Annotated in this window: 25 protein-coding genes; 10 read left to right on the top strand and 15 right to left on the bottom strand. The window is 61.2% G+C overall.

Going from position 1 to position 23,989, the window contains the following annotated elements; translation table 11 throughout:
• A complete protein-coding gene (locus ACZCWR_RS34790; protein WP_487307079.1) occupies positions 1–429 on the bottom strand; it encodes a MarR family winged helix-turn-helix transcriptional regulator in 429 nt (142 codons plus the stop codon).
• Positions 430–675: 246 nt separating this feature from the next.
• Here ACZCWR_RS34790 and ACZCWR_RS34785 point away from each other — a divergent pair, with 246 nt between their 5' ends.
• The 3 genes from ACZCWR_RS34785 to ACZCWR_RS34775 all read left to right on the top strand — a co-directional run bounded on the left by ACZCWR_RS34785 (position 676) and on the right by ACZCWR_RS34775 (position 3,254).
• Positions 676–1,047, top strand: a complete 372-nt coding sequence (locus ACZCWR_RS34785; protein WP_487307078.1) for a tautomerase family protein — start codon at positions 676–678, stop codon at positions 1,045–1,047.
• A gap of 55 nt (positions 1,048–1,102) precedes the next feature.
• Positions 1,103–2,434, top strand: a complete 1,332-nt coding sequence (locus ACZCWR_RS34780) for an MFS transporter (protein ID WP_487307077.1) — start codon at positions 1,103–1,105, stop codon at positions 2,432–2,434.
• Positions 2,435–2,495: 61 nt separating this feature from the next.
• Positions 2,496–3,254, top strand: a complete 759-nt coding sequence (locus tag ACZCWR_RS34775; protein ID WP_487307076.1) for an SDR family NAD(P)-dependent oxidoreductase — start codon at positions 2,496–2,498, stop codon at positions 3,252–3,254.
• 29 nt (positions 3,255–3,283) lie between these two features.
• Here ACZCWR_RS34775 and ACZCWR_RS34770 read toward each other — a convergent pair whose 3' ends face one another.
• The 5 genes from ACZCWR_RS34770 to ACZCWR_RS34750 all read right to left on the bottom strand — a co-directional run bounded on the left by ACZCWR_RS34770 (position 3,284) and on the right by ACZCWR_RS34750 (position 9,002).
• On the bottom strand, positions 3,284–4,786 hold the full coding sequence (locus ACZCWR_RS34770; RefSeq protein WP_487307075.1) for an ATP-binding protein: 1,503 nt from the start codon (positions 4,784–4,786) through the stop codon (positions 3,284–3,286).
• A 77-nt stretch (positions 4,787–4,863) separates the two neighbouring features.
• The gene (locus ACZCWR_RS34765) at positions 4,864–5,898 is read right to left on the bottom strand and encodes a LacI family DNA-binding transcriptional regulator (protein ID WP_487307074.1); all 1,035 of its coding nucleotides are present in this window, start codon (positions 5,896–5,898) and stop codon (positions 4,864–4,866) included.
• A gap of 49 nt (positions 5,899–5,947) precedes the next feature.
• Positions 5,948–6,766 carry a carbohydrate ABC transporter permease gene (locus ACZCWR_RS34760; RefSeq protein WP_487307073.1) on the bottom strand — a complete coding sequence of 273 codons (819 nt, stop codon included), beginning with the start codon at positions 6,764–6,766 and terminating at the stop codon, positions 5,948–5,950.
• On the bottom strand, positions 6,763–7,716 hold the full coding sequence (locus ACZCWR_RS34755; RefSeq protein ID WP_487307072.1) for a carbohydrate ABC transporter permease: 954 nt from the start codon (positions 7,714–7,716) through the stop codon (positions 6,763–6,765). The genes ACZCWR_RS34760 and ACZCWR_RS34755 overlap by 4 nt, the downstream gene beginning before the upstream one ends.
• Positions 7,713–9,002: an ABC transporter substrate-binding protein gene (locus ACZCWR_RS34750; RefSeq protein ID WP_487307071.1), complete on the bottom strand. Its 1,290-nt coding sequence runs from the start codon at positions 9,000–9,002 to the stop codon at positions 7,713–7,715. The genes ACZCWR_RS34755 and ACZCWR_RS34750 overlap by 4 nt, the downstream gene beginning before the upstream one ends.
• 208 nt (positions 9,003–9,210) lie before the next feature.
• Here ACZCWR_RS34750 and ACZCWR_RS34745 point away from each other — a divergent pair, with 208 nt between their 5' ends.
• Genes ACZCWR_RS34745 through ACZCWR_RS34735 form a run of 3 tightly spaced genes read left to right on the top strand, consistent with a single transcriptional unit; the run spans position 9,211 to position 10,270 of the window.
• On the top strand, positions 9,211–9,630 hold the full coding sequence (locus ACZCWR_RS34745) for a GlcG/HbpS family heme-binding protein (protein WP_487307070.1): 420 nt from the start codon (positions 9,211–9,213) through the stop codon (positions 9,628–9,630).
• Positions 9,630–9,881 (top strand): DUF4148 domain-containing protein, encoded by a 252-nt coding sequence (locus ACZCWR_RS34740; RefSeq protein ID WP_487307069.1) that lies wholly within the window; start codon positions 9,630–9,632, stop codon positions 9,879–9,881. Before ACZCWR_RS34745 ends, ACZCWR_RS34740 begins: the two co-directional genes overlap by 1 nt.
• 35 nt (positions 9,882–9,916) lie before the next feature.
• A complete protein-coding gene (locus ACZCWR_RS34735; RefSeq protein ID WP_487307068.1) occupies positions 9,917–10,270 on the top strand; it encodes a BON domain-containing protein in 354 nt (117 codons plus the stop codon).
• Between the two features lie 50 nt (positions 10,271–10,320).
• On the opposite strand, the gene ACZCWR_RS34730 is transcribed toward ACZCWR_RS34735, so the two are convergent.
• Positions 10,321–11,163 carry an SDR family NAD(P)-dependent oxidoreductase gene (locus ACZCWR_RS34730; RefSeq protein ID WP_487307067.1) on the bottom strand — a complete coding sequence of 281 codons (843 nt, stop codon included), beginning with the start codon at positions 11,161–11,163 and terminating at the stop codon, positions 10,321–10,323.
• Between the two features lie 208 nt (positions 11,164–11,371).
• On the opposite strand from ACZCWR_RS34730, the gene ACZCWR_RS34725 reads away from it, so the two are divergent.
• A complete protein-coding gene (locus tag ACZCWR_RS34725) occupies positions 11,372–13,153 on the top strand; it encodes an FAD-dependent oxidoreductase (protein WP_487307066.1) in 1,782 nt (593 codons plus the stop codon).
• Between the two features lie 24 nt (positions 13,154–13,177).
• Complete coding sequence (locus tag ACZCWR_RS34720) at positions 13,178–13,474, top strand: putative quinol monooxygenase (RefSeq protein WP_487307065.1); 297 nt, start codon at positions 13,178–13,180, stop codon at positions 13,472–13,474.
• A gap of 12 nt (positions 13,475–13,486) precedes the next feature.
• On the opposite strand, the gene ACZCWR_RS34715 is transcribed toward ACZCWR_RS34720, so the two are convergent.
• Genes ACZCWR_RS34715 through fdnG form a run of 4 tightly spaced genes read right to left on the bottom strand, consistent with a single transcriptional unit; the run spans position 13,487 to position 18,685 of the window.
• Positions 13,487–14,002, bottom strand: coding sequence for a DsbA family protein (locus ACZCWR_RS34715; RefSeq protein WP_487307064.1), 516 nt, complete (start codon positions 14,000–14,002; stop codon positions 13,487–13,489).
• A 29-nt stretch (positions 14,003–14,031) separates the two neighbouring features.
• Positions 14,032–14,697 carry a formate dehydrogenase subunit gamma gene (locus tag ACZCWR_RS34710; RefSeq protein ID WP_487307063.1) on the bottom strand — a complete coding sequence of 222 codons (666 nt, stop codon included), beginning with the start codon at positions 14,695–14,697 and terminating at the stop codon, positions 14,032–14,034.
• Positions 14,684–15,607 carry a formate dehydrogenase subunit beta gene (gene fdxH / locus ACZCWR_RS34705; protein ID WP_487307062.1) on the bottom strand — a complete coding sequence of 308 codons (924 nt, stop codon included), beginning with the start codon at positions 15,605–15,607 and terminating at the stop codon, positions 14,684–14,686. The genes ACZCWR_RS34710 and fdxH overlap by 14 nt, the downstream gene beginning before the upstream one ends.
• A gap of 9 nt (positions 15,608–15,616) precedes the next feature.
• Positions 15,617–18,685 carry a formate dehydrogenase-N subunit alpha gene (fdnG, locus tag ACZCWR_RS34700; RefSeq protein ID WP_487307061.1) on the bottom strand — a complete coding sequence of 1,023 codons (3,069 nt, stop codon included), beginning with the start codon at positions 18,683–18,685 and terminating at the stop codon, positions 15,617–15,619.
• Positions 18,686–18,904: 219 nt separating this feature from the next.
• On the opposite strand from fdnG, the gene ACZCWR_RS34695 reads away from it, so the two are divergent.
• A complete protein-coding gene (locus tag ACZCWR_RS34695; RefSeq protein ID WP_487307060.1) occupies positions 18,905–19,810 on the top strand; it encodes a helix-turn-helix domain-containing protein in 906 nt (301 codons plus the stop codon).
• Between the two features lie 3 nt (positions 19,811–19,813).
• Here ACZCWR_RS34695 and ACZCWR_RS34690 read toward each other — a convergent pair whose 3' ends face one another.
• The 4 genes from ACZCWR_RS34690 to ACZCWR_RS34675 form a co-directional block, all read right to left on the bottom strand.
• Positions 19,814–19,951, bottom strand: coding sequence for a hypothetical protein (locus ACZCWR_RS34690; RefSeq protein ID WP_487307059.1), 138 nt, complete (start codon positions 19,949–19,951; stop codon positions 19,814–19,816).
• A 25-nt stretch (positions 19,952–19,976) separates the two neighbouring features.
• On the bottom strand, positions 19,977–20,975 hold the full coding sequence (gene cydB, locus ACZCWR_RS34685) for a cytochrome d ubiquinol oxidase subunit II (protein ID WP_487307058.1): 999 nt from the start codon (positions 20,973–20,975) through the stop codon (positions 19,977–19,979).
• An 18-nt stretch (positions 20,976–20,993) separates the two neighbouring features.
• Complete coding sequence (locus ACZCWR_RS34680; RefSeq protein WP_487307057.1) at positions 20,994–22,388, bottom strand: cytochrome ubiquinol oxidase subunit I; 1,395 nt, start codon at positions 22,386–22,388, stop codon at positions 20,994–20,996.
• Between the two features lie 125 nt (positions 22,389–22,513).
• Positions 22,514–22,870 (bottom strand): response regulator transcription factor, encoded by a 357-nt coding sequence (locus ACZCWR_RS34675; RefSeq protein WP_487307099.1) that lies wholly within the window; start codon positions 22,868–22,870, stop codon positions 22,514–22,516.
• A 306-nt stretch (positions 22,871–23,176) separates the two neighbouring features.
• Between ACZCWR_RS34675 and ACZCWR_RS34670 the strand changes: the two genes are divergently transcribed.
• Positions 23,177–23,854, top strand: a complete 678-nt coding sequence (locus tag ACZCWR_RS34670; protein WP_487307056.1) for a response regulator transcription factor — start codon at positions 23,177–23,179, stop codon at positions 23,852–23,854.
• Positions 23,855–23,989: the final 135 nt, after the last annotated feature.

Here is a 23,989-nt window from a genome sequence, read left to right as displayed (position 1 = left end):
TTATTGAGCGCCCACGTTTTGCAGCGTCTCCAAGGCTTCCAGAAGCACGTTCTTCGCAGGTCCTTTCAGGAATTTTTTAAGTTCCTTCTCGACCTGAGTCTGCGCTTTGCGCCAGTGCGGCTCGGCTTCCTTCAACACGCGGGCGCCGGCAGGGCTGAGGGTCGCCAGCTTGTAGCGCGCATCGTCATCGCTGGAGACTTCGACCCAGCCTGCGTCGATCAGCAGCTTGATATTGCGCGAAATCGTGGTCTTGTCGAGCGACAGCTCGGCTGCGATCTCGTTATAGGTCGCCGAACCGAGGCGATCGAGGCCGCGCAACAGCGTGAGTTGCGTGATCTTGAGGCCCACCGGACGCAAAGCCTCGTCATAAATGCTTGTCAGCGCGTTCGCCGAGCGGCGGAATTGGGTGCAATAACATTCGGTGAACATCGGCGATCCCTCTCGAAGGATTGATCAGTGTATATGCAACTATCGTAGCACTTCCGCACGAGACACGTCGAGTCGATGAACTGTTCGGGCTTGGAAATGCAGTAGTCAGTACGGGTTCTTACCAGTTGAAGAGGCTTCGAATCGCACTAGACTGTTGCATATACATCGGTTGTAGATGCATCTGAATTCGAATGATTGCATACGTATGCATTTATGTTTCAACCCGTCTAAAAGGAGTAACCGAAAATGCCCATCATCGTTTGTAACACTCGCGCTGGACTGGATGTCGATATCAAGCGGAAGATCGCCAAGGCAATCACGCTTGCCGTGAACGAGACCATCAAGTCGCCGCTCAACATCATCAGCGTGGTCTTCAATGATCTTTCCTCCGAAAGCAGCTACGTGGGCGGCGAACCGGGCGGCGATACGCTCATCATGTGCAATATCCGTGCAGGTCGATCGAACGACGCGAAGCTCACGCTGGTCAAGAAAGTGAGCGCCATTTTCAGCGACTATGCGGGTATTTCCGAAGACCGTATCGAAACCGGTCTGCTCGAATACGATCCGAAATTCATCATTCGCGGCGGCGTGCAGTTGCCCGATCCGCCGTACGCATGATCGGCGCTCGAAGGTCAACGAAAAGCTCGGCATAACTATGTATCAGGAGGCGGGATTGGAAACCAAGCGCTCGGCTGTAGTGGGGCATTCGTCACCGAAGATGGTGACGATTGCTATCGCTAGTTTCATTGGAAGTGCCATCGAGTGGTTCGATTTCTTTCTTTACGGAATCACCTCGGCACTTGTTTTCGGCAAACTGTATTTTCCCAGCGGCGATGCATTGACGGGGACGCTTCTCGCGTTCGGAACGTTCGCGGTGGGTTTCGTCGCGCGTCCATTCGGCGGCATTGTGGCGGGCCATCTGGGCGACCGTGTCGGGCGCAAGTTCGTGCTGGTCAGCACGCTGCTGGCAATGGGATTGTCGACCACGCTGATCGGTCTCGTGCCGTCGTACGGCAGCATCGGGCTTGCTGCGCCGATCTTGTTGATTCTGCTGCGAATCGTGCAGGGTCTAGCGGTCGGAGGCGAGTGGGGCGGCGCGGCGCTGATCGCCGTCGAACATGCTGCCCCGAACCGGCGCGGCCTGTACGGCAGCTTTCCTCAAATGGGTCTTCCTGCTGGTCTGTGCATGGCGGTGGGTGGAATGGAACTGGCCAGCCGCCTGCCTGAAACGGAATTTCTCGCGTGGGGTTGGCGCATTCCCTTTCTGTTCAGCGCGGTACTCGTCGCAGTCGGTCTCGTGATCCGGCTTCGCATTGAAGAACCGCCCGAATTCAAGAAAGTGCTCGATGCCGATACGACCGTGAAGTTGCCGATCGTCGAAGCGGTGCGCCGATTTCCGCGAGCGATTCTGATGTCCGCCGGACTCCGTTTTGCGGACAACATTCTGTACTACGTATTTACGACTTTCGGCCTCACCTATATGACGAGCCATCTCGGCGTGCCACGAAAAACCGTGCTGGTCGCCATCCTGATCGCTGCCGCGCTCGAACTGCTGACGAATCCCTTTTTCGGCGCGTTATCGGACAGGTTCGGTCGAAAGCAGGTGGTGATCTTCGGCGCACTGGTTGCGGTGGTGGCGCCATTCCCGTTCTTCCACATGGTAGGAACCGGCAATCCGACGATGATCCTGCTCGCCGAAATCATCGTGCTCACGATTGCTCACGCGGCGGTGTTCTCGCCGATGGCCGCATGGTTCGCCGAGATGTTCAGCCCCGAGGTTCGGTATAGCGGCGTGACGATCGGGTTTCAATTGGGCGCGCTGCTGGCGGGTGCGCCGACACCGCTGATCGCCACGGCGTTGCTCGCGAAATACGGTGACTACACCCCCGTCGCCGTCTTCGCGATGATCGCCGCAGGCATCACGCTCGTGTGTGCGCTGTTGGCGAGGGTCGCTCACGATCGGAGAGCCCCTTCAGCGGCGACGTTGATACCGGAGAGCCGTTAAAGCCGAGCAAGCGTTTGCACACAGTCTGCAATCAACCGAAATTGAAATTCCAGAGGAACCCATGTCCAGCGAACTTTTGAGTCTTGAAGGCAAGCGCGCCGTGGTGACTGGCGCGGGCCGCGGCCTTGGCGCCGACATCGCCGCCTTGCTCGCACAATCCGGCGCACACGTCTATCTCTTTAGCAAGGATGCGGGGGAGCTCGAAGAAGTTGCCGCTCGCATTCATCGAAATGGGGGTGCCTGCACGCCCGTTGTATGCGACCTTCTGAACGATGCTCAACTTGAGCGGGCTTTCCTTGAACTTCCGGGGCTGGATATCCTCGTCAACAATGCAGGCACCAACATCCCTTCGAGGCTTGCCGATGTCGAAACTTCGGATCTGGACTTCGTGATCGGCCTGAATGTCCGAGCGACGTTTCTGGCGACGCGAGCAGCCGTTCGCAAGATGCTAGAAGGCGGGGCCCGTGATGACCGCGCCATTATCAATATCTCGTCGCAGATGGGTCACGTAGGCGCGCCCGATCGTTCGGTGTACTGCATGACGAAGCACGCGATGGAGGGGTTGACGAAAGCCGCCGCCGTTGAACTTGCGCCTGGCATACGCGTGAATTCGGTGGCGCCGACGTTTGTCGATACACCCATGACGCAGCCGTTCTTCGAGGACAAGGAATTCAAGCGCTGGGTTTTCGATCGTATTCCGATGGGGCGTCTTCTCCAGAGCGACCAGGTTGCCGCGGCGGTGCTGTATCTGGCGTCTCCCGCTGCCGCGATGATTACCGGCACGAGCCTGCGTATCGACGGGGGATGGACGGCGCAGTAGCGCTTGCCGCGCGCGCCGGCCGCCGTCGCTCAGGCATCGTGAAAATAAGCGGCATGGCGATGCGCGATCGTATCGAGTTCGCCCGCGTCGGCAAGTTTGCGCCTTGCATAAGCGCGCGTCGTATCGAGCAGGCGGTAACGTACCGTGTCGCCGCAGACATTTGCGCAGAGCATCGACTTCGCCACCAGACTGGCGAGCGCGTCGATCACGCCGGACGGCGCGAGTGCGTCGTCGGCGAGCACGGCGGCAGCGGCGCTCAACGCAAATGCACCGGGAAAAATCGCGAGCCGTCGCAGCACGACGCGTTCTACTTCGGGCAGCAACGCATGGCTCCAGTCGAGCGTCGCCTGAAAGGTCCTTTGCCGGTCGGGCGCCGTGCGGCGACCCTGTGCGAGCGTGAAAAAGCGATCGTCGAGAAGGTCGAGCAGCTTGTGGACGCCGAAGGCATTGAGGCACGCCGCAGCCAGTTCGATGGCCAGCGCAATGCCATCCAGCCGCCGGCAGATACGCGCGACGACCGGCGCGTCTTCGTCGGACAGGCCGAAGTCACCGCGTGCGGCCATCGCGCGTTCCATGAACAGTTCGACGGCAGGATAGCGGAGCGCTTCGTTCATGGTCAGGGTAGTGTCATCAGCGGGACATTCGAATGGCTCGAGCCGATGAATGTGCTCGCCAATGGCCTGCAAGGGCTCGCGGCTGGTCGCGAGAACATGCATTTGCGGCGCGGTGGATGTCATATGTTCCGCGATCACGGCAGCCGTTTCGATCACATGCTCGCAGCCATCCAGCACCAGGAGTTGTGGGCGGCCGCACTGGCGCACATGGCGCGTGAGCGCCGGGAGGGCGTCGTCCGGGCAGGCGGGCAAGCCCATTGCGTTCGCGACCGCGCGAGGCACGCGGCTTGCATCGGTCAGCGCGGACAGATCCACGAACGTGATCTCGTGCGCGCGGGCCTCGGCCATGGCATGCGCGACGGCGAGCGCGACCGTGGTCTTGCCCACGCCACCCGTTCCCGCGATGGTCAGAAGCCGGATGCGCGCGAGCCGCCCGATCACTTCCCGAACTACCTCCGCGCGCCCGATGGGCTTCACCAGCGCTGCCGGAATAGTGTGCGATGACCGTGCGCGCATGGGCGCCACGGAAATCTGCGCGGGCAGCATCTCGCGCGTGACGGATGCCACGAAACGATACCCGCGGCCGACCACGGTCGTCACGAAGCGCTGGTCCTGCGGGCCTTCGCCCAGCGCCTTGCGCAAAGCCGCGATATGCACCTTGAGATTGCCTTCCTCGACCACGGTTTGCGGCCACGCACGCCCGATGAGTTCGTTTTTGGTGACGAGTTCTCCGCGTCGTTCGACGAGCGCCGTCAGCAGGTCGAGCGCGCGGCTGCCGACGGGCACGCGCGATTCGCCATCGAGCAAGATTTGCTGCGACGGAATGAGCCGAAACGAACCAAAGAGGTAAGCCACCCCTGCGGCATCGATCGGATTCGACACAGCGGCTACGCTATAGAAGTTTGACGAGTTGAGCATGATTCGATGTACTGCCTGGCCTCCGGTCGTTGACATTGCCGGTGCGATGCACGGGCGTTCATTTCATCCATCGCAACTTAGAGTGGACGCGTGGACCCTCTCAGAATCACTTCGCAACGCAGGCTCGTCGTGCCGAACGGCGTTTCGCGCGCCGTGCACAGCCTTCTTTCGAGCACGTCCGCGATCGTCTGCGCCACGCCGTCGATCGGCTGAGCGACCACCGTGATGCCGGGCTCGTAGAGCCCGAACAACGGCGGATCGTCGAAGGACACGAGCGAGACGTTTTCCGGCACGCGCGTCTTCGTGTCCTTGAAACAGCGCAACGCGCCGAGCGCCATGATGTAGTTCGCGCAAAAAACGGCGGTCGGCGGCTTGGGAAGCGCCATCAGACGGTGCGTGGCGTCCATGCCGCCGAGCGTGGTCCAGTGACCGTTCTGCACGTATTGCGCATCGAGTGCGAGGCCGCGTTCGGCGAGCGCATCGCAATAGCCGAGATAGCGTTCGTTCGCGGCCGTATCGACGAGTTCGCCGTTGACGATTCCCACTCGTCGATGGCCGATATCCAGCAGATGCCGCACGGCGTTCGTCGCCGCTTCGCGATTGTTCACGAACACGCGGTCGGCCTTCAGGCCCGCCAGATCGTTGTCGTAGAGCACGAGCGGCACGCCGCTGTCGATCAGCTCATCGAGGCGCTCGAATAGCGGCTCCGCGCCCGCCATCACCAGCGCATCGATACGTTGCGTCGAAAAATAATCGAGTCCGTCTTTCATCAACCGCGCGTCGCTTCCGTGGCAATAGATCAGCAGCGCGCGTCCGTCGCGGCGCAGCGCGCGCGACAAATGTTCGAGCATGACGCCGTGGAACTCGTCGAAGGAAGGCGCAAGCAGGCCGATGACATGCGAGACATCGGTCTTCATTGCGACGGCTGCCGCGTTGCGCTTGAAATGCAGCGCGCGAATGGCTTCTTCGATTGCGTCGCGATTCGCGCGCCGGATCGGGAAGCCGTTCAGATAGCGCGAAACCGTTCCCACCGCCACGTTGGCTCGCCGCGCGACATCGACGATGGTCGCGGCGCGTGGCTTGCCGTTGTCGTTCGAGAAGTCGTCGGTCATGATACGGTGTCCAGATGAATCGTCCGGAAGCGAATGGGCGTCATGATCTTCACTCTGCGCTGCCACGGACCAGCGCGCCGCGCGCGAACTGCCGCTGAAAGACGACAAACACCGCGAGCGGCACGACCGCCGTGATGATCGCCGCCGCCGCTCGCATATTCCAATTCCCGTCGAAGCTGCCGGCGATGCGGGCGAACAGCACCGGCAACGGAACTTGAGTGCGCAAATAAAGCAGCGGAAACAACAGCGCGTTCCACGTCCACAGGAATTGCAGAATGCCCACCGCGCAGACCGGCGCAAGCGTGTTGGGCAGCACGATGTGACGGAACACGGCGAGCGGCCCGCATCCGTCGATGCGCGCGGCCTCGATCAGATCACGCGGAAAGCCTTCGAGATAGTTCTTCAGCACGACGACAGACCAGGCAAACGAGAGGCCGACATACGGGACGAGCACGGCGAGCGCGTTGTCGATCAAGCCCCAGTCGCGCCAGAGCCGAAACAGCGGGATGATGACGATTTGCTGAGGCAGCACGAACGCGTTGACGATCAGCAGCAGCCAAGTTCTGCGCAACGGGAAGCGTAAAAAGTGGAACGCGTAGGCGGCGGCGGGCGTGAGCACCATCGTCGCGATGCTCGCGATGCCGGCGAGTTCGAGCGTCACCCAGAACGCGTTGCCAAGCGGATAGCGGATCCATACCGAGCGCCAGGCATCGAAGGTCAGCGTGAATGGATGAAGCGTCCACCAGCCGAGTATCGCTTCGCCGGCCGGCCGCAGCGACATGATGACGATGCCCGCGATCGGCACGAACCAGATCAGCGAGATCACGCTGACGAGCACGGCCGCGCGGCGGGAGGAAGTGTGTTTCATCGCGCCTCCTTGCTGCGCGCGAGCATGAGCGGAATCGACACGACGAGCACCGCCGCGAGCAGCACGAGCGTGGCGGCCGCGCCATAGCCGAGCTTGAATTGCGTCATCGACTCGCGATACATGAAGAAGCCGAGCGTTTCCGTCGAACGAACCGGGCCGCCGTTTGTCATCACGAAGATCGTGTCGAACGCGCGCAGACTGCCGAGCAGGTTGATGAAGATGGAAACCTTTAGTCCCCCTGATGACAGCGGCATGACGATATGGCGCAGGATCGACAGCCCGTGCGCGCCGTCGAGTGTCGCGGCTTCGAAAATCGAGGCTGGAATGGCTTGCGTGGCCGCGAAACACAGCATCAGCGGCAAGCCGGTTTGCGCCCATGAATACGCCACGACGACCGCGCCCAGCGCGGTGGATTCGTCGCCCAGCCAGGCATGCGCGAACTGCCCGAGCCCGATGGCGGCAAGCCCCGCATTGAGCAGACCGCCCGAGTCCGGCCGCAAGATGCCGAGCCAGATAAAGCCCGTGACCGTTTCGGAGATGGCGTAGGCGCTGAAGATCAGCGCGCGGGGAATCAGCGTCGCGCGCGGCGCAAGCGAGCAGGCCAGCGCGATCATCCAGCCCGCGCCCACGGACAGGACCGTGGTCGAGACGGTCCAGACCAACGTGGTCCATAACGCGCGACGAAAATTGTCGTCGTGAAAGAGCGCGACGTAATTGCCGATGCCGACATAACGCGCCGCCCCCAGTCCGTGGATGTCGAAAAAGCTCAGGCGGACGGTATCGATCAGCGGAAATACGACCGCCAGGCCGAACAAAATGAGCACGGGCGCAATCAATAGATAAGCCGCGCGCGTTTCTCTCGGACGTTGTACGCGCGAACCCGTGCGCGCGCACATGCGTCGTCCTGCACGCTCGTCGATTCTCCATTCACAACGTGCGGGCGAGGTCATTTGTACGACACCCGGGCTTTTGCCTCGATTGCGGCGAGCACCCGGTCGATGTTCGCCTCGCTCGGGTCCTGAAGAAAACGCTGCAATTGAACGCGGTATTCATCCACGAGATCGCCAGGCAGCAGATCGCCAAGCACGAATTGCGTTTGCGACGACTTCACGGCCTTCGACGAAGCGGTCGCCACTGGACTCAACAGCGACGCATCGGTCTTGTTGGACGGCGACACCAGACCGTTTCTCGCCTCGATATCGGCGGCCTGCGCGCCGGTCATCCATGTCAGGAAGACGTTCGCGGCCTGCGCATTGGAGCCGGATTTGAGCGCGAGGAACTCTTTTGTGTCGACGCTTACGGTGTCGTCATGGCCGAGTCCCATCGACGGAAATTGCAAAAGCGCATAGTCGCGTCCTTCGCTCATGCCGTAATCGTTTCTCGCGCGATTATTCACCCACATGCCGATGAGGTCGTAGCCATGCGTGCCGGTCTTGAGCACTTCGTCGGCGGCGTTGTCCCAATCGGTCGCGAGCATGCGCTCGGGCGGATCGCAGCATCCTGCATGGAGCATCTCGGCATATTTTTGCAGCGCTGTCCTGACGATCGGATCGGTCCACGCAATCCGGTGCTCGGCGAGCTTCGACGCCGCATCCGTTCCGCCCACGCGCAGCAACAAGTTTTCGAACCAGTCCGCGTGCGCCCACGTCTTGCCCGGCATGGAAACAGGCGTGACGTTGACCGCGCGCAGCGTGCCGAAGCCTTCGAGGAATTCACGCCATGTACGCGGCGGGGTAGTCATGCCGGCCTTCTTCATGAGATCCGCGCGATAGAACATGCCGCTGCGATCGCCGAAGGTGTAGGTCACGCCGTAAGTGACGTCCTTGTACTGGCCGAGGCGTTTCCATTGATCGTCGAGATTGTCGCTCCAGCGATTCGCGGCCCACGCGGCATCGAGCGGACGGAGCAGACCCGCATCGGCGAGTTCGGCGCGAAAGGCAGGCCACGTATTGACCAGGAGATCGGCTTTCTCGCCGCCGAGAAGCATGGTGCGGATGGCGCCGCGCGCATCGCCCTGAACGGTCAGATTGATCTCACGGATACGAATGCCAGGATGACTTTGCTCGAAGGCCGCCTCGACGGCATGCATGGTGTCGGCTTCCGAGCCGGATAACCAGTCGACGATGACGACTTCACCGCCCGCGCCGAACGCCGTGGAGGGGGATGCGACAGCGAATATCGCCGCTGAAGCGATGCAGCGCTGCAAGGCGGGCGATATCGAACGGACGCATCTCATTGCCCATCTCCGGATTCCGAGAATTGGGACTGACGGGTGGTTGGCGCTTCAACTTAATTGAAACGTTATCAACTAAGTTGGTACGCTTCAAGCGCGGGTTAACCCGAGTTTTTCAACAACGCACGGTTTTTGTGCGGGCACGGTCGGGCGCGCGTGTACTTCGTTCTCCGTATCGTGTCCAGATCGATGCTTACCTCAAAGGACCGCCATGCCACGAACATACGAAACCCTCACGCTGGACGATGCGAAGCGCATGCTTGCCGCAGGGGAAGCACGCGCGAGCGGTATCGGCATTGCCTACAACATTGCCGTTGTGGATGCCGGCGGACATCTGATTGCCTTCGTGCGTCAGGATGGTGCGTTGATCGGAAGTATCGATCTCGCCATCGACAAGGCGGTCACCGCGCGTATTTTCGACAAGACCACGTCGGACCTCGCGGCGCTTTCACAGTCAGGCAGGCCGCTATTTGGCATTCAGGAAAGCAATGCCGGAAAAGTCGTGATTTTCGGCGGCGGTATCCCGGTGATGTCCGCAGGCAAGATCATCGGCGCGGTGGGCGCGAGCGCGGGCAGCGTGGAGCAGGACATCGAAGTAGCGGAAGCGGCAATCGCCGCGCTTGCGCGGTGATGCGACGCCGAATCGCCTTATACGTTTCAGTGCTGCTGACCGTCGCCGCGCACGCGCAGACCCCCGATCAGCCGATGACCCATGCGCAGGCCATGAAAGAACTCGAAGAACTCGAAAGCGTGGGCTATTACCCGACGCGCGCGTCGAGCCTGCGCTTTCCCTACGATATCGAAGATGCACAGGCACGCCTTGCCGCGAAGCATCGCGAACAGTCGCAGATTCAGATCTCACGCGCGCCGGACTCACGATGAAGGCCGCAACCCGTCAGGCATAAAAGGAGAGTCGCATGAAACTCAGCAAACTATCGGTCATCGCGATGTGCGTGGCCATGGCCGCACCGATCGACGTCATGGCCGCACACGTGACCATGGCATCCGCGCTGGAAGCAGCCAGCGCTCGCACGCCCGATCAGAAAAGCGCTGACCGTGCGCTCATGAAAGCGGTACGGCGCGCGCTGGCGAAGACTCAGGGCTTCGATACGTCGGGCGTTTTCGTGCGCGCGCGTGGAGGCGCGGTGACGCTGTCCGGCACGGTCAGAAGCGGAGATCAGATACAGGTAGCCGAGGACGTGGCGCGCGGCGTGCAAGGCGTGACGTCGGTCACGAACAAGCTGGCGCTCTTTCACGGCGGCAATGGTTGATCGTGAGATCGCCTGCGCGGGGAGTCCTCGACTCCCCTTTAGAAACGCAATCAAACATGAATTTTCGGCGACGCGTCCGGATACTTAGGATACCATCCGTTCTTCACGCCGAGCGTACGTACGTCGAATTCAACATCGCCTTCATAAGGCGGCGCGTACTTGCCGAACGCGGCCTCGATTTCGCCCCAGCGCGCTTTGATACGCACCAGATTGAAAGCGTGCGACACGATATAAAACTGGCCCGCCTTGATCTGCTCCATGACGATTCCCGCATATTTGTCGGTATCCATGCCGACCTGCGTTTCCTTCGCCAGTTCGGAGCGCACGAGACCCGGGCAAATGAGCGCCACTTCGATATGCGCGGGCACTTCCTCGCGTAATGCCACGGTCATCGCAAGCACGGCATGCTTGCTTGCGACATAGCCCGCGCCTTCGGGAATCGCGTTGAAAAAGGCGTTCTCCGAGCCGACGTTATAAATCGCGCAAGGCGTTGCCTGTTGGATGAAACGTCGCCCGAATACGGACACGCCGTTCCACACGCCAAATAGATTCACCGCCAGCACACTGTGCACGTCTTCCGGTTTTGCATCGATCACGCTCGACGGCACCGGCCCGACGCCCGCATTGTTGACGATCACATCGACGCGGTCGAACCTCCGCCACGCGAAATCCGCAAGCGCTTCCACCTGCGCGCGCTGCGTGACATCGCATTCGAATATTTCCACGCGCGCGGTTAGTTCGGACAACTGCTTTGCGGCGCGCTGAAGCCGCTCCATGTTCATTCCCGCGATGACCAAAAGCGCGCCGTTCTGCGCAAATTGTTTGGCCAGCGCGAAGCCGATGCCGGTCGCGCCACCCGTGACGACCACGACTTTTCCCTTGAAATCCTGCATGACGTTGACGCTCCTTTGAAGTGAATGGGATCGTGCAGAGCCGACGTTATTCGAATGCAAGGATTCGCGCGGCGTTCAAGGGGCATCCGCAAACCGTGCGATGACGCAAAGCGGTGCAACGGCTTTTTGCCGGATCGCACGGGAGCGCGCGTATTGCGCCGCCTTCATCTAGAGTCGTGCGCACCATGACCCGAACGGTACGCACCCGATGAACGGCGACAACGATTCCGAGAGCCGCATGCCGCGTGCGGAGACGACGCTCGCGTGGGATCTGGCCAGTCAAGCCGAGCCGGATGGCACGACAAGCACGCAGGCAGCCGCGCAGGCCGAAGCCGATGGCACGTTCTCACCGCTTTCCAGCCGCGTCGAACAAATGTTTCCGGTGCTCCCGGAACGCGAGATCGAACGCGTGCGCGGGTTTGGAAAAGTCGTCACATGGCGCAGGGGCGAAACCATGTTCACGATGGGCCGCCCGAGCCCTGGTCTTGTCATCATGCTCAAGGGGCTGGTTCGCGTGATCCGGCGGGATGCAGTCGGGCGCGTGCATCGTATCTTCGAATATCGAACAGGGCAGTTTCTCGGCGAAATCGCGCAGTTGTTCGGTCATCCGGCGCTGGGTGATGGCGTGATCGTGGAGGATACCGAAGCAATCGTCGTGGAGAGCGCGGACTTGCGCCGCCTCCTTGTGATGGAAGCGGAAGTCGGCGAGAAGGTCATGCGCGCGCTGATCTTGCGCCGCGCGGGGTTGATCGAGCGCGGCAGCGGTCCCGTGCTGATCGGCGATTCCGCGGACCCGCGGCTGATGTCGCTGCAGGATTTGCTCAGGCGCAATTCGTACCCGTATTCACTGATCGACGCGAAGGAAGATCCCGACACTCTCGCGCTGCTCGAACGCATATCCGCGACGCGCGCGGATTTTCCCATCATGATTTGTCCGGACGGCACCGTGCTGCGCGCGCCGGACGAAAATCAGGTCGCCTCGCAGCTTGGCTGGCTGCCGAATTTCGACCCGGAACATACCTATGACATGGCCATCGTCGGCGCGGGTCCGGCGGGGCTCGCGGCGGCGGTTTATGCGGCATCGGAAGGCTTGTCGGTGGTCATCTTCGATAGCTGGGGACCGGGCGGTCAAGCCGGCACGAGCGCGCGCATCGAAAATTATCTGGGCTTTCCAGCGGGCATCTCGGGTCAGGCGCTGACCGGAAGGGCATACGTGCAGGCGCAGAAATTCGGCGTGCATATTTCGATACCGACGCGCATCGGCCTGTTGCGTTGCGAGTGCTCGCCGCTGGAAGTCGAACTCGATGACGGCCGCAGCGTGGCCGCGCATACGGTGGTCATTGCGTCCGGTGCGGCCTATCTGAAGCCGCAGATCGAAGGACTCGAACGTTTGACGGGACGGGGCGTGTTCTTCGGCACGTCGCCCGTCGAGGCGAAGTTGTGTCGCGGGCTGGAAGTCGCCGTGGTCGGTGGCGGCAATTCGGCGGGGCAGGGCGTCGTGTATCTGGCATCGCGTGCCCAGCGTGTGCATATGCTGATTCGCGGAAGCAGCCTGCACGCTCATATGTCGCAGTATCTGATCGATCGGATCGCGCGATTGCCCAACGTGATACTTCATACGGAAACCGAAGTAATGTCGCTGGATGACGATGCAGCAGGGCTGACCGGTGTCAATTGCGCCGGTCCAGAAGGACCAGTATCGTTCGATGTAAAACACCTCTTTCTATTTACCGGCGCGGAGCCGAACACGCGCTGGCTGCGAAACTGCAGCGTGCAGACCGATGCGCGCGGCTTCGTCCTGAGCGGGGCGGCGGCGCGCGCGAATTTCGATGAAAAAGGCCGCCCCTTCGAAACCAGCGTGAACGGTGTATTCGCAATCGGTGACGTGCGAAAAGGCTCGATCAAGCGCGTATCGGCAGCGGTGGGCGAGGGCGCGGCGGTTGTCGCGCAGATTCACGAGTTCCTCGGCGAACAACAGATACAGACTTAGTTCCGCGTCAATAAGGAGAGCGAGATGAGTTCGAATATCAAGGTCGTCGCCATTCTTCATGCAAAGGCCGGACGCGCTGACGAACTCGGTGCGTTGCTGCGCGGCATGGCGGCGCCATCGCGTGCCGAGGCCGGCAATCTTCGCTATGACTTATGGCAGGACGTGGACGACCCGAGCCGCTTCGTGCTGGACGAACTTTATCGAAGCCAGGACGCGATCGCCTCGCATCGCGCCACGCCGCATTTTCAGAACTACTTGTCGCGCATTGGCGAGCTGGCTGAACGCACGGCGGTGGTCGTGCAAGCGTTCGATGTTGTCTGAGCGCGAGCATACTTAACGCTGCTGCATGGCCGCGAGCATGCTGTCCACGTCGTGGTTTCCCTCGTACAGATAGCCGTTGATGAACATCGTCGGCGTTCCGTGCACACCGCTGCGCACGCCGCCTTCGAAGTCGCGTTCGATCCGACCATCCTGTGCGCCTTCGAATGCGGCAGCCAGCGTCCGCGTGGGCAGATCGATCCATTGCGCATACCGTTCGAGCGCCACATTGCTCAGGTCTTCCTGATTCTCGAACAAGACATCGTGGGCTTCCCAGAACTTCCCGGCAGTTGCCGCACCTTCCGAAAATTGCGCTGCTCGTAATGCGTGCGCATGCAGTTCGGTGAGCGGAAACTGACGAAACACGAAGCGCAGGCGCGAGCCCATCGTACGCTGCGCTTCCCTGATGATCTTGTGAATCGCGCCGCAATAAGGACACTGGAAGTCGCCGTACTCGACAAGCGTCACGGGTGCATCGCTCGTGCCCTGGACATGATCGTGCTGATCGACAGGAACGGATAGCTGGCTCATGATGTTCTCGCGTGTGAAGATGAAGGTGGTCACTTCGAAGAGGATCGCGCGGCCTGTCGCTCTTTCATGACCAAGCGAAACCAGCGCGGATGGTGCTTGCGCGCCCAGCCCGGCGTTACATAACCGTGCAGCATGGCGCCGAGCGTGCCCTGAATCCAGATGCCCGCGTAGATATGCACGAGAATCGCGGCGATCAGAACGAACGCGGCAGCCGAGTGCGCGAGCGCCGCCAGCCGGATGGTGTCGATGGCAAAGTAAGGCGAGAAATAACGCCGCCAGATGACGAAGCCCGAGCCCAGCAGCACCAGCATGCACGGCAGCAGCGTCCAAAAAAGCATCTTCTGCCCCGCGTTGTAGCGGCTGACTTCCGGAACGCCTTCTTCGCGATTGTTCAGGATATCGAATATATGCAGAAGCCAGAAGATATCGTCGCGCTCGATCAGATTGTGATGCCAGTATCGCAGCGCCAGACACGAAAACGCCGAGAACATCACCAGCCCGATGAACGGATGCAGAATGCGCATCCATTGGCCGCCGCCGAACAACTCGGACAGCCAGAACATGGCAGGATGAAACAGCGCGAGACCGGACAGCGCCAGCAACACGAAACTGATCGCGGTGATCCAGTGCATCGAGCGTTCGTTCGGGTTATAGCGTTCGATAGGGTCGTCGAGCTTCGGTTCATTGGCGCTCATCGCTTTTCTCCATGATCTTCTCGATTTCGGCGCGCGCGGCTGCCTCGTCCTGTGCATGCACTTTGTTCGGGCCGATCCTGATGTAATGGAAAAACGTCCCAATGATGGTCAATAAAAGAATCGCCAATCCAATCGGTTTGGCGAAGCCTTTCCATATGCGCACCATCGGATTGATTTGCGGCCGGTCCGGCAGTCCCTGATAAAGCGACGGCTGATCCGCGTGATGCAGCACATACATCACGTGCGTGCCGCCCACGCCGGCCGGGTCATACAAGCCCGCGTGCTCGAAGCCGCGCTGCTTCAGGTCGACGATTCGCCCCGCTGCCTGCGCCTTCATGTCTTCCTTCGTGCCGAACATGATCGCGCCGGTCGGGCAGGTTTTCGAGCAAGCGGGCTCCTGCCCAACAGACACGCGGTCCGAACACAGCGTGCACTTGTACATCCGATGATCTTCCTTCGACAAACGCGGAATATTGAATGGACAGCCCGCGATGCAATACCCGCATCCGATGCAGTTTTCCTCGTGAAAATCGACGATTCCGTTGGTGTACTGCACGATCGCACCCGGCGACGGACACGCTTTGAGGCAACCCGGATCGGCGCAATGCATGCAGCCATCCTTACGAATCAGCCATTCCAGATCGCCCTTAGGATTGACGTATTCGGTAAAGCGCATGACGGTCCACGAATGCTCGGACAGATCGCGCGGATTGTCATATACGCCGATGTTGTCGCCGATCTCATCGCGCAAGTCGTTCCATTCCATGCAGGCCGTCTGACACGCCTTGCAGCCGATGCACTTCGATACATCGATCAGTTTCGCCACGGTGCCGGTGACCGGCGTGCGGTCGCCGGGCGGCGGTACCGTCGTGGCCGAAAGCCGCTTGATGTCCAGTGATTGAAGCGACATGGCCGTGCCTCACACCTTTTCGACTTTGACGAGAAACGACTTGAATTCCGGCGTCTGCGTGTTGGCATCGCCAACCGAAGGCGTCAGCGTATTGGCGAGATAACCGGGCTTGGCAAGACCCTTGTAGCCCCAATGCAGCGGCACGCCCACGGTCTCGACGCGTTTGCCATCCACCTTGAGCGGCCTGATGCGCTTGGTCACCACGGCAATCGCCTCGATATGACCGCGTTTGGACGACACCTTCACGCGATCGCCTGCGACCACGCCGATGTCAGCGGCAAGTTGCTCGCTGATCTCCACGAACTGCTGCGGCTGGACGATGGCGTTGAGCCGTGAATGCTTGGTCCAGAAGTGGAAGTGTTCGGTGAGACGATAGGTCGTCGCCGTATGCGGGAACTCCGCCGCGCGCCCGAAATTGCGACGATCGGCGGCGAACACACGCGCCGCCGGGTTGCTCGTCACTTCCGGATGATCGGGATGCAGCGGGTTATAGCCGAGCGGCGTTTCGAACGGTTCGTAATGCTCGGGGAACGGGCCTTCGTTCATCTGCGTGCGCGCGAAGAAGCGCGCCACGCCTTCCGGGTTCATGATGAACGGACCCATGCCGAGCGAGGGCGATTCGTCATCCTTATAGTCTGGAACATCTGCGCCGGTCCAGGCATGCCCGTTCCAGTGGATGATCTGACGCGTGGCGTCGAAGGGCTGGCCGTTGATATCGCACGATGCACGGTTGTACAGAATGCGCCTGTTCTCCGGCCACGCCCACGCCCAGCCGAGCGATTGTCCGATGCCGGCCGGGTCGCTGTTGTCGCGGCGCGCCATCTGATTGCCGTCTTCGGTCCACGCGCCGCAAAAGATCCAGCATCCGCTCGCGGTGCTGCCGTCGTCGCGAAGCTGGGAAAAGCTCGACAATTGCTGACCCGCCTTGAGCATCGGGCTTTCGGGTCGTTTGGGATGGGCAAGGTCGGCGAGCGCCGTGCCGTTATATTCCTTCGCCAGTTCTTCGGGCGTCGGACTCTCAGGGTTCACATAAGGCCAACTCAGGTTCAGGATCGGATCGGCGTACGCGCCGCCTTCCTTGCGGTACATCTCCCGCATGCGCAGGAAAAGAGCCGACATGATCTCGGCGTCGGCGAGGGCTTCGCCGGGTGCGTCCGCGCCTTTCCAGTGCCACTGAAGCACGCGTGAGGAACTCACCACGGAACCGTTTTCTTCCGCGAAACAGGTGGTGGGAAGACGGAACACTTCGGTTTGAATCTGCTTCGGATCGGCGTCGTTATGGTCTCCGTAGTTTTTCCAGAACTCCGAAGTCTCAGTGGCCAGCGGGTCCATGATGACGAGCCACTTCAGCTTGCACAGCCCGTCGAAAACTTTCGCCTTGTCGGGCGCAGACGCGATGATATTGAAGCCCTGACACACGTAGCCCGTCATCTTGCCCTGCGTCATCAACTCGACGTTCTGTATCACGTCGTAGGTCTTGTCGGGCTTGGGCAGATAGTCGTACGCCCAGTTGTTCTCCTTCGTCGCGGAATCGCCCCACCACGATTTCATCATGCTGACAAAGAAGGCCGGGTAGTTCTGATAGAAACTCAACTGGTCCGGGCGCAGCGGCTCCAGCGTGTGTTTCGTGATGTAGCTTTGGTAATCCTGATCGGCTTCCGTGGGAAGCGTCATATAGCCGGGAAGCATTTCGCTCAGCAGGCCGAGATCGGTCAGGCCTTGAATATTCGAATGCCCGCGCAAGGCGTTCACACCGCCGCCCGATATACCGATATTGCCGAGCAGGAGCTGCACCATCGCGCCGGCGCGGATGATCTGCGCGCCGATCGAGTGATGCGTCCATCCCAGCGCATACAGCAGTGTGCCGGCACGGCCCGGCACCGCCGTGCTCGCGAGCAGGTCGCATACTTCCAGAAACGTTTCCTTCGGGGTGCCACAGATTTTCTCGACCATCTCGGGCGTATAGCGCGAGAAATGGGTTTTCATCAGCCGATACACGCAGCGCGGATGCGTGAGGCTCGGATCGCTTTTCACGTAGCCGTCCTCGCCGCGCTCGTATTCCCATGTGGTTTTATCGTAGGAACGCGACTGCGCGTCGTAGCCTGAATAAAGGCCGTCGCTGAACGCGAAGTCCTCGCGCACGATAAAGCCGAAGTCCGTGTAATGACGCACGTACTCATGTTGTATCCGGTCCGTGCTGAGCAAATTATTGATGACGCCCCCCAAAAACGCGATGTCCGTGCCGGTGCGGATCGGCGCGTAATAGTCCGCGACCGACGCCGTCCGTGTGTAGCGCGGATCGACCACGATGAGCCGCGCACCGCGATGCGCCTTCGCCTCGGTCACCCATTTGAAGCCGCACGGATGCGCTTCGGCCGCGTTGCCGCCCATGACGAGGATCACATCCGCGTTGCGGATATCGACCCAGTGGTTTGTCATCGAACCGCGGCCGAACGTCGGGGCAAGACCTGCCACCGTCGGGCCGTGTCAGACGCGCGCCTGATTGTCGAACGCGAGCATGCCCAGACTGCGGGCTACCTTGTGCGTGAGATAACCCGCTTCGTTGCTCGCCGCGGATGCTGCGAGAAAGCCGGTCGTCGTCCAGCGGTTGACGGTCTTTCCTTCAGGTGTCCGATGAATGAAGTTGGCATCGCGGTCCGCTTTCATCAGGCGCGCGATGCGCTCGAATGCGTCGTTCCACGAAATCGGCGTCCATTCGTTCGAACCCGGCCCGCGATACTCCGGCACCTGCAAACGCGCTTCGCTGTGGATGATGTCCAGCAGGCTCGCGCCCTTGGGGCAAAGCGTGCCGCGATTGACCGGATGATCCGGATCGCCCTCGATATGGATGATGCTGCCTTTCGCATTCTTGGCGTTGTCGCCGAGCGCATACATGAGAATGCCGCAGCCCACCGAGCAATACGTGCAGGTGTTGCGCACTTCCGTGGTGCGGCCGAGCTTGTATTGCCGCACTTCCGCAAGCGCCGCGTTCGGCGAGAACCCAAGCAGGGTGATGCTCGAACTCGCGAGCGTGGCCGCCGAGAGCTTGAGGAACTGGCGGCGAGTCAGACTATCCATGAAGGCTCCCTTTGGCGGGTATTCCACATGGTCGTTCAAGACAGCGCTCGTGTATTTCGAAAACGCACGGCTGACGCGCGAACCTATACGTTCGTTTAGGGTGTTGATCCTCCCGCTGGGCCGCCCCATACCGCCGTAGACTACCGCGCGCATGGCCAAGAGACTAACGTGATGCGAAGCCATTCCCGGCACGAAGTCATGATGTCCGAGGTCATTACCATGGTCGAATCAGTTTGCATCGAGCGTGCATCGGAAACCGCGGCGTCATTGCACGACGACGGCTTCACGATGTCGCGCTGGACCAGCGACGGTCCGCGCGAGTGGAACACGCAGACTGGCCCGCAGCAGATCCTCACGACCTTGTGCCTGAGGCAGACGCTTGCCACCATCGAAGCGAACGGTGCTGCGTTTCACGAGGGTGTCATCGACCGTGGCGCGGTCATGGTGGTGCCGCCGGGGTTCGCTGTGCGCGCCACGTTCCATGCCGCGAGCGACTTCATGCATATCCTCGTGCCGTGTCACGCGCTGGCTCAATGGCTCGATACAGGCGGTTCGCCGGATTCAGCGACGTTCCCCGGCCACGCGCCGCTGCATGTGCGTGACAGCGTGGTCATCAAGCTCACGGGTACGCTTCTGCGCGCCGTGTACGGCCGCACGCAGGCCGGTTCCATGTATGCGGACGGCATCGTGCTGTCCATGCTCGCGCGGTTGCTGGAGATCATCGCGGCACGTGCGGTGGTGAGGCCGGCGCGGGCTTCGTCGGTCGCGCCGCTGGAGGCGTGGCGCGTGAAGATCGCGGTGGAGTTCATCGATCAGCGTATCGACCGGAGTCTGACGCTCGCGGAACTCGGTGCATCGGTCGGATTGTCGCCCATGCACTTCGCAGCGCGTTTTCGCGCGGCCACGGGCGTATCGCCGCATACATTCATTCTGCAGAGGAAGATCGAGTATGCGCAGACCTTGCTGGCGACCACGCGTTCGACGGTGGCCGATATCGCGTTCAGCGTCGGCTTCAGGACGCAGGCGCACTTCACGACCGTGTTTCGCCGTCATGTCGACGACACGCCGTATCGCTGGCGCGCCAAGCATGGCGCCATCGGCAGCGCGATGGTGCGCGGCAGCTGACCTTCATCGATGCATCGACGCTGCCACAAGCAGATGAAACGGCAACGCGAGCAACATCGTGCCCGCGAAGCCGACCAGCCAGAGCACGACAAACCACAGCACGCGCTTGCCGACCGTGAGTGAAGATGAATCGTCCGTCATGGTTCGGTGCTCCTTCATGGGTCACTCATTCGTAACTGCGGCCCGCTTCCACCTTGCCGCGAAACACCCAATATCCCGCCGTGGTGTACACCAGAATCACCGGAATGATGATGACCGCGCCCACGAGCGCGAAGCGCTGGCTGGAGAGCGGCGCGGCGGCGTCCCACAGCGTCACGCTGTTCGGAATGGCGTACGGCCAGATGCTCACCAATAGCCCGATATACCCGAGCAAGATCAGCACGAGACAGAGCGCGAACGGCGCGGCGTCGCTGCCGCGTTTGCAGGCGCGGTACATCAGCAACACGGTGATCGCGACGAGCGCGGGAATCGGATACAGCCGGTAGCGGAACGATGAATCGAACCATCGCAGCGCGATCTGCGCATCCGTGAGCGGCGTCCATACCGTGACCGCAACAATGAACGCAAGCAACGCCAGCGTCAGCGGCCAGACGAGCGCATGCAGGCGTTGCTGCAATTCGCCGCCGGTGCGCATCACGAGATAAGTAGCGCCCTGCAGCGCGTAGGTCGTCATCAGCCCCATGCCGGTGAAGAAACCGAACGGCGTGACCCAGAAGAACGGATCGCCGGAAAACACGCCTTTCGTGACCGGAATGCCATGCAGATACGCGCCCAGTATCACGCCCTGAAAAAACGCCGCGCCCGCCGACCCGCAAATGAACGCGAGATTCCAAAGATTCTTCGTGCGGTTCGCCTTGCCGCGCAGTTCGAACGACACGCCGCGAAAGATCAGGCATACGAGCATGAAGACGATCGGCAGATACAAGCCCGACAGCGCGACCGCGTACACCATGGGAAACGCGGCAAACAGCGCCGCGCCGCCGAGCACGAGCCACGTCTCGTTGCCGTCCCAGACCGGCGCGATGCTTTGCATCATCACATCTCGTTCGTTTTCCGATGGAAAAAACGGAAAGATCATGCCGACGCCCAGATCGAAGCCATCGAGCGCGATATACATGAAAAGACCCAGCGCGATGATCGCAGCCCAGACCACGGTGATATCCATGCACGACTCCTGTGGGTACTACTCCGTGGCCGCTGCGAGCGGACGCCTGCCGCTCACTTCCACGCCCGGCGCGTTTGGTGGAAGCGCCGCGGGCGTTTGCGCATGACCCGGCCCCGCGAGGATAAGCTTGACGATGTAATAGACGCCCGTGCCGAATACCAGCGCATACACCACGACGAACACCAGCAGCGACACGCCCGCGCTTTGCGCCGTCAGCGGCGAGACGGCATCGCGCGTGCGCATCACGCCGTAGACGACCCACGGCTGACGGCCGGCTTCGGTCGTGATCCATCCCGCGATCAGCGAGACGATGCCCGCCGGTCCCATCAACACGGTGAGCCAGTTGAACCAGCGCGCCTCGAAAAGCGTGCCGCGCCGCCGCAGCACAAAGCCTGCGAGCGCGACGAGAATCATCAGCACGCCCAAACCCGCCATGATGCGAAAGGTCCAGAAAATGAGCGATGAATTCGGCCGGTCGTCCTTCGGAAACTCCTTGAGCCCGCGTATTTCGCCGTTCCAGCTATGCGTGAGAATCAGGCTGCCGAGATGCGGAATGCTGATCGCATGGCGTGTGACCTCTTTGTCCATGTCCGGAAAGCCGATGAGATTGAGCGCGGTGCCGCCCTTCTCCGTTTCCCACAGACCTTCGATAGCCGCGATCTTCGCCGGTTGATGCTCGCGCGTGTTCAGCCCGTGCTGATCGCCGACGAACGCCTGAATGGGTGCGAGAAAAAGCAGCAGGCCGAGCGCCATCGAATACATGGTTTTGACTTCGGGATCGCGCCGGCCACGCAGCAGATGCCAGCCGCCGGTCCCCGCCACCACGAGAGCGGCCACGATGAACGCGGCCATCGTCATATGCGCGAGCCGATACGGAAACGACGGATTGAAGATCACCTTCAGCCAGTCGACCGGCACCACGTGGCCATCGTGAATCTCGAAGCCTTGCGGCGTTTGCATCCAGCTATTCGAGGAGAGAATCCAGAAGGTGGAGATGAGCGTGCCGACGGCGACCAGCAACGTCGCCGCGAAATGCGCCTTCGCGCCGACCTTCTCCCAGCCGAACAGCATGATGCCGAGAAAGCCCGCTTCGAGAAAGAACGCCGTCATCACCTCGTAGGTCAGGAGCGGCCCGGTGATCGGCCCGGCGAAGCTGGAAAAGCCCGACCAGTTGGTGCCGAACTGATAGGCCATGACCACGCCCGACACCACGCCCATGCCGAAGCCCACGGCGAAAATCTTCGCCCAGTACAGGCAAAGCGTCTTGAAGTGCGGTTTGCCGGTGATCAGATAGCGCGCTTCGAGCACGGCCAGAAAGCTCGCCAGTCCAATGCTCAAGGCCGGAAAGATGATATGAACGGAAACGGTAAAGGCAAACTGAAGCCGCGACAGATCGAGCGCGTTGCCGGTCATGGTGGATTCCTCGCTGTGCTTCGCAGCACACTAACGCGCCCGGCTCGCGGCGAACATCGTACGGGGGTATGGAAACACCCCAACACGGCCCCACGACCCTATACCGATGTATGGGTCGGCGCGTCTCACGGCGTGCCGAGCGCCTGCTGCACGAGGCTCAAGAGCACTTTCGAATCGAGCGGTTTTTCCAGGTAAGCGAGCGCGCCGTTCGCGAGCGCAGCGGCCTTGTCCTGCGCGGTGGGATTGCCGGTGATGAAGATCGTCGGCGGCGCGAAACCTTGCGCGATCAGCAGCGCATGCATTTCGACGCCCGAGAGGCCGGGCATGGTGACGTCCGAGATGAGGCATTGCGTGATCGATGCCGCGCCCGCGTCGAGGAACGCTTCGGCGGATTCGAAAGTGAGCACATCCCATCCCATGGACCGCATGAGATTCTCCGTCGCACGCCGAACCGAATCGTCGTCTTCAACTATGGAAATCACAGCGACAGAACTCACGCGATGCCTCGGAAGAACCCAACGGGTCAAGGTGCGACGGCCCTCGGGTCGTTTAAGTTTCCTGTTCAGAATAGGGCGTAGGTCCGGGCGGGATAACCATACGTTGGTATAAAAAATAGTCCCGGAACGGCGCGGGCCGTGGCGCGCCGCTTCCGGGCGATTTGCACGTGCGATGAACACACCTGACGATCCCGCTACAATGAGCAAAGGCGGTGCTTGCATCGCCTGCCCATCGCGCGCGCCGAACATGGCGCATCGCTCACTGCCTGCACCGGTTGAGGAACAAGTCGGATGACGATCACGATGACTTCGGCTTCGGGACAAGACGAGGGCCGCCATCCGGCGTCGATCGTCTATATCATCGACGACGACGAAGACGTGCGGCAGTCGCTCGGCAGCCTGCTGCGCTCGGTCGGGCATCGTGTGCAGGTGTTCGGCTCGCCGCTCGAATTCGTCGATTTCACGCGCGAGAATATCCCGTCGTGCCTCATTCTCGATGTGCGCCTGAGAGGCGAAAGCGGCCTGGCTTTTCAGCAGGCCATCGCCAAGATCGCGCCGCATATTCCCATTTTGTTTATCACTGGATATCCCGACGTGGAGATGTCGGTGAAGGCCATGAAGGCCGGCGCGCTCGATTTCTTCCCCAAGCCCTTTCGCGAGCAGGACATGCTCGATGCCGTCACGCAGGCTCTCACGCGCGACGCGGACCGTTTGCTGCTCGAATCGTCCACGGCGGAACTGCGCGGGCGTTACGCGACGCTCACGCCGCGCGAACGCGAAGTGCTGGAGTTCGTGCTCGGCGGCTTGCTGAACAAGCAGATCGCGGACGAAATGCACGTGAGCGAGATCACCATCAAGCTGCATCGCGGGCAGGTGATGCGCAAGATGGCGGTGCGCTCCGTGGTCGAACTCGTGCGTCAGGCGCAGGTGCTGGGCGTGACGCCGCGCGCGCTGTCGCGCCGTCAGTAAGCCGCGCTTCGTTTCTCCATCGACATCGGACGGCACCCTATACCAAGGTATAGGGTCGCGCAGCGTTTCCTGAACGTTCGCAGCCCATCGTACGGCTGGTTCATCGCGCCCTGCGGCGATATCTTGACTCGGCCG

The organism is Caballeronia sp. A2-2, from assembly GCF_057612605.2.
The sequence above is the reverse complement of the archived record's forward strand: the minus strand, read 5'-3'. Positions and strand labels throughout refer to the sequence as shown.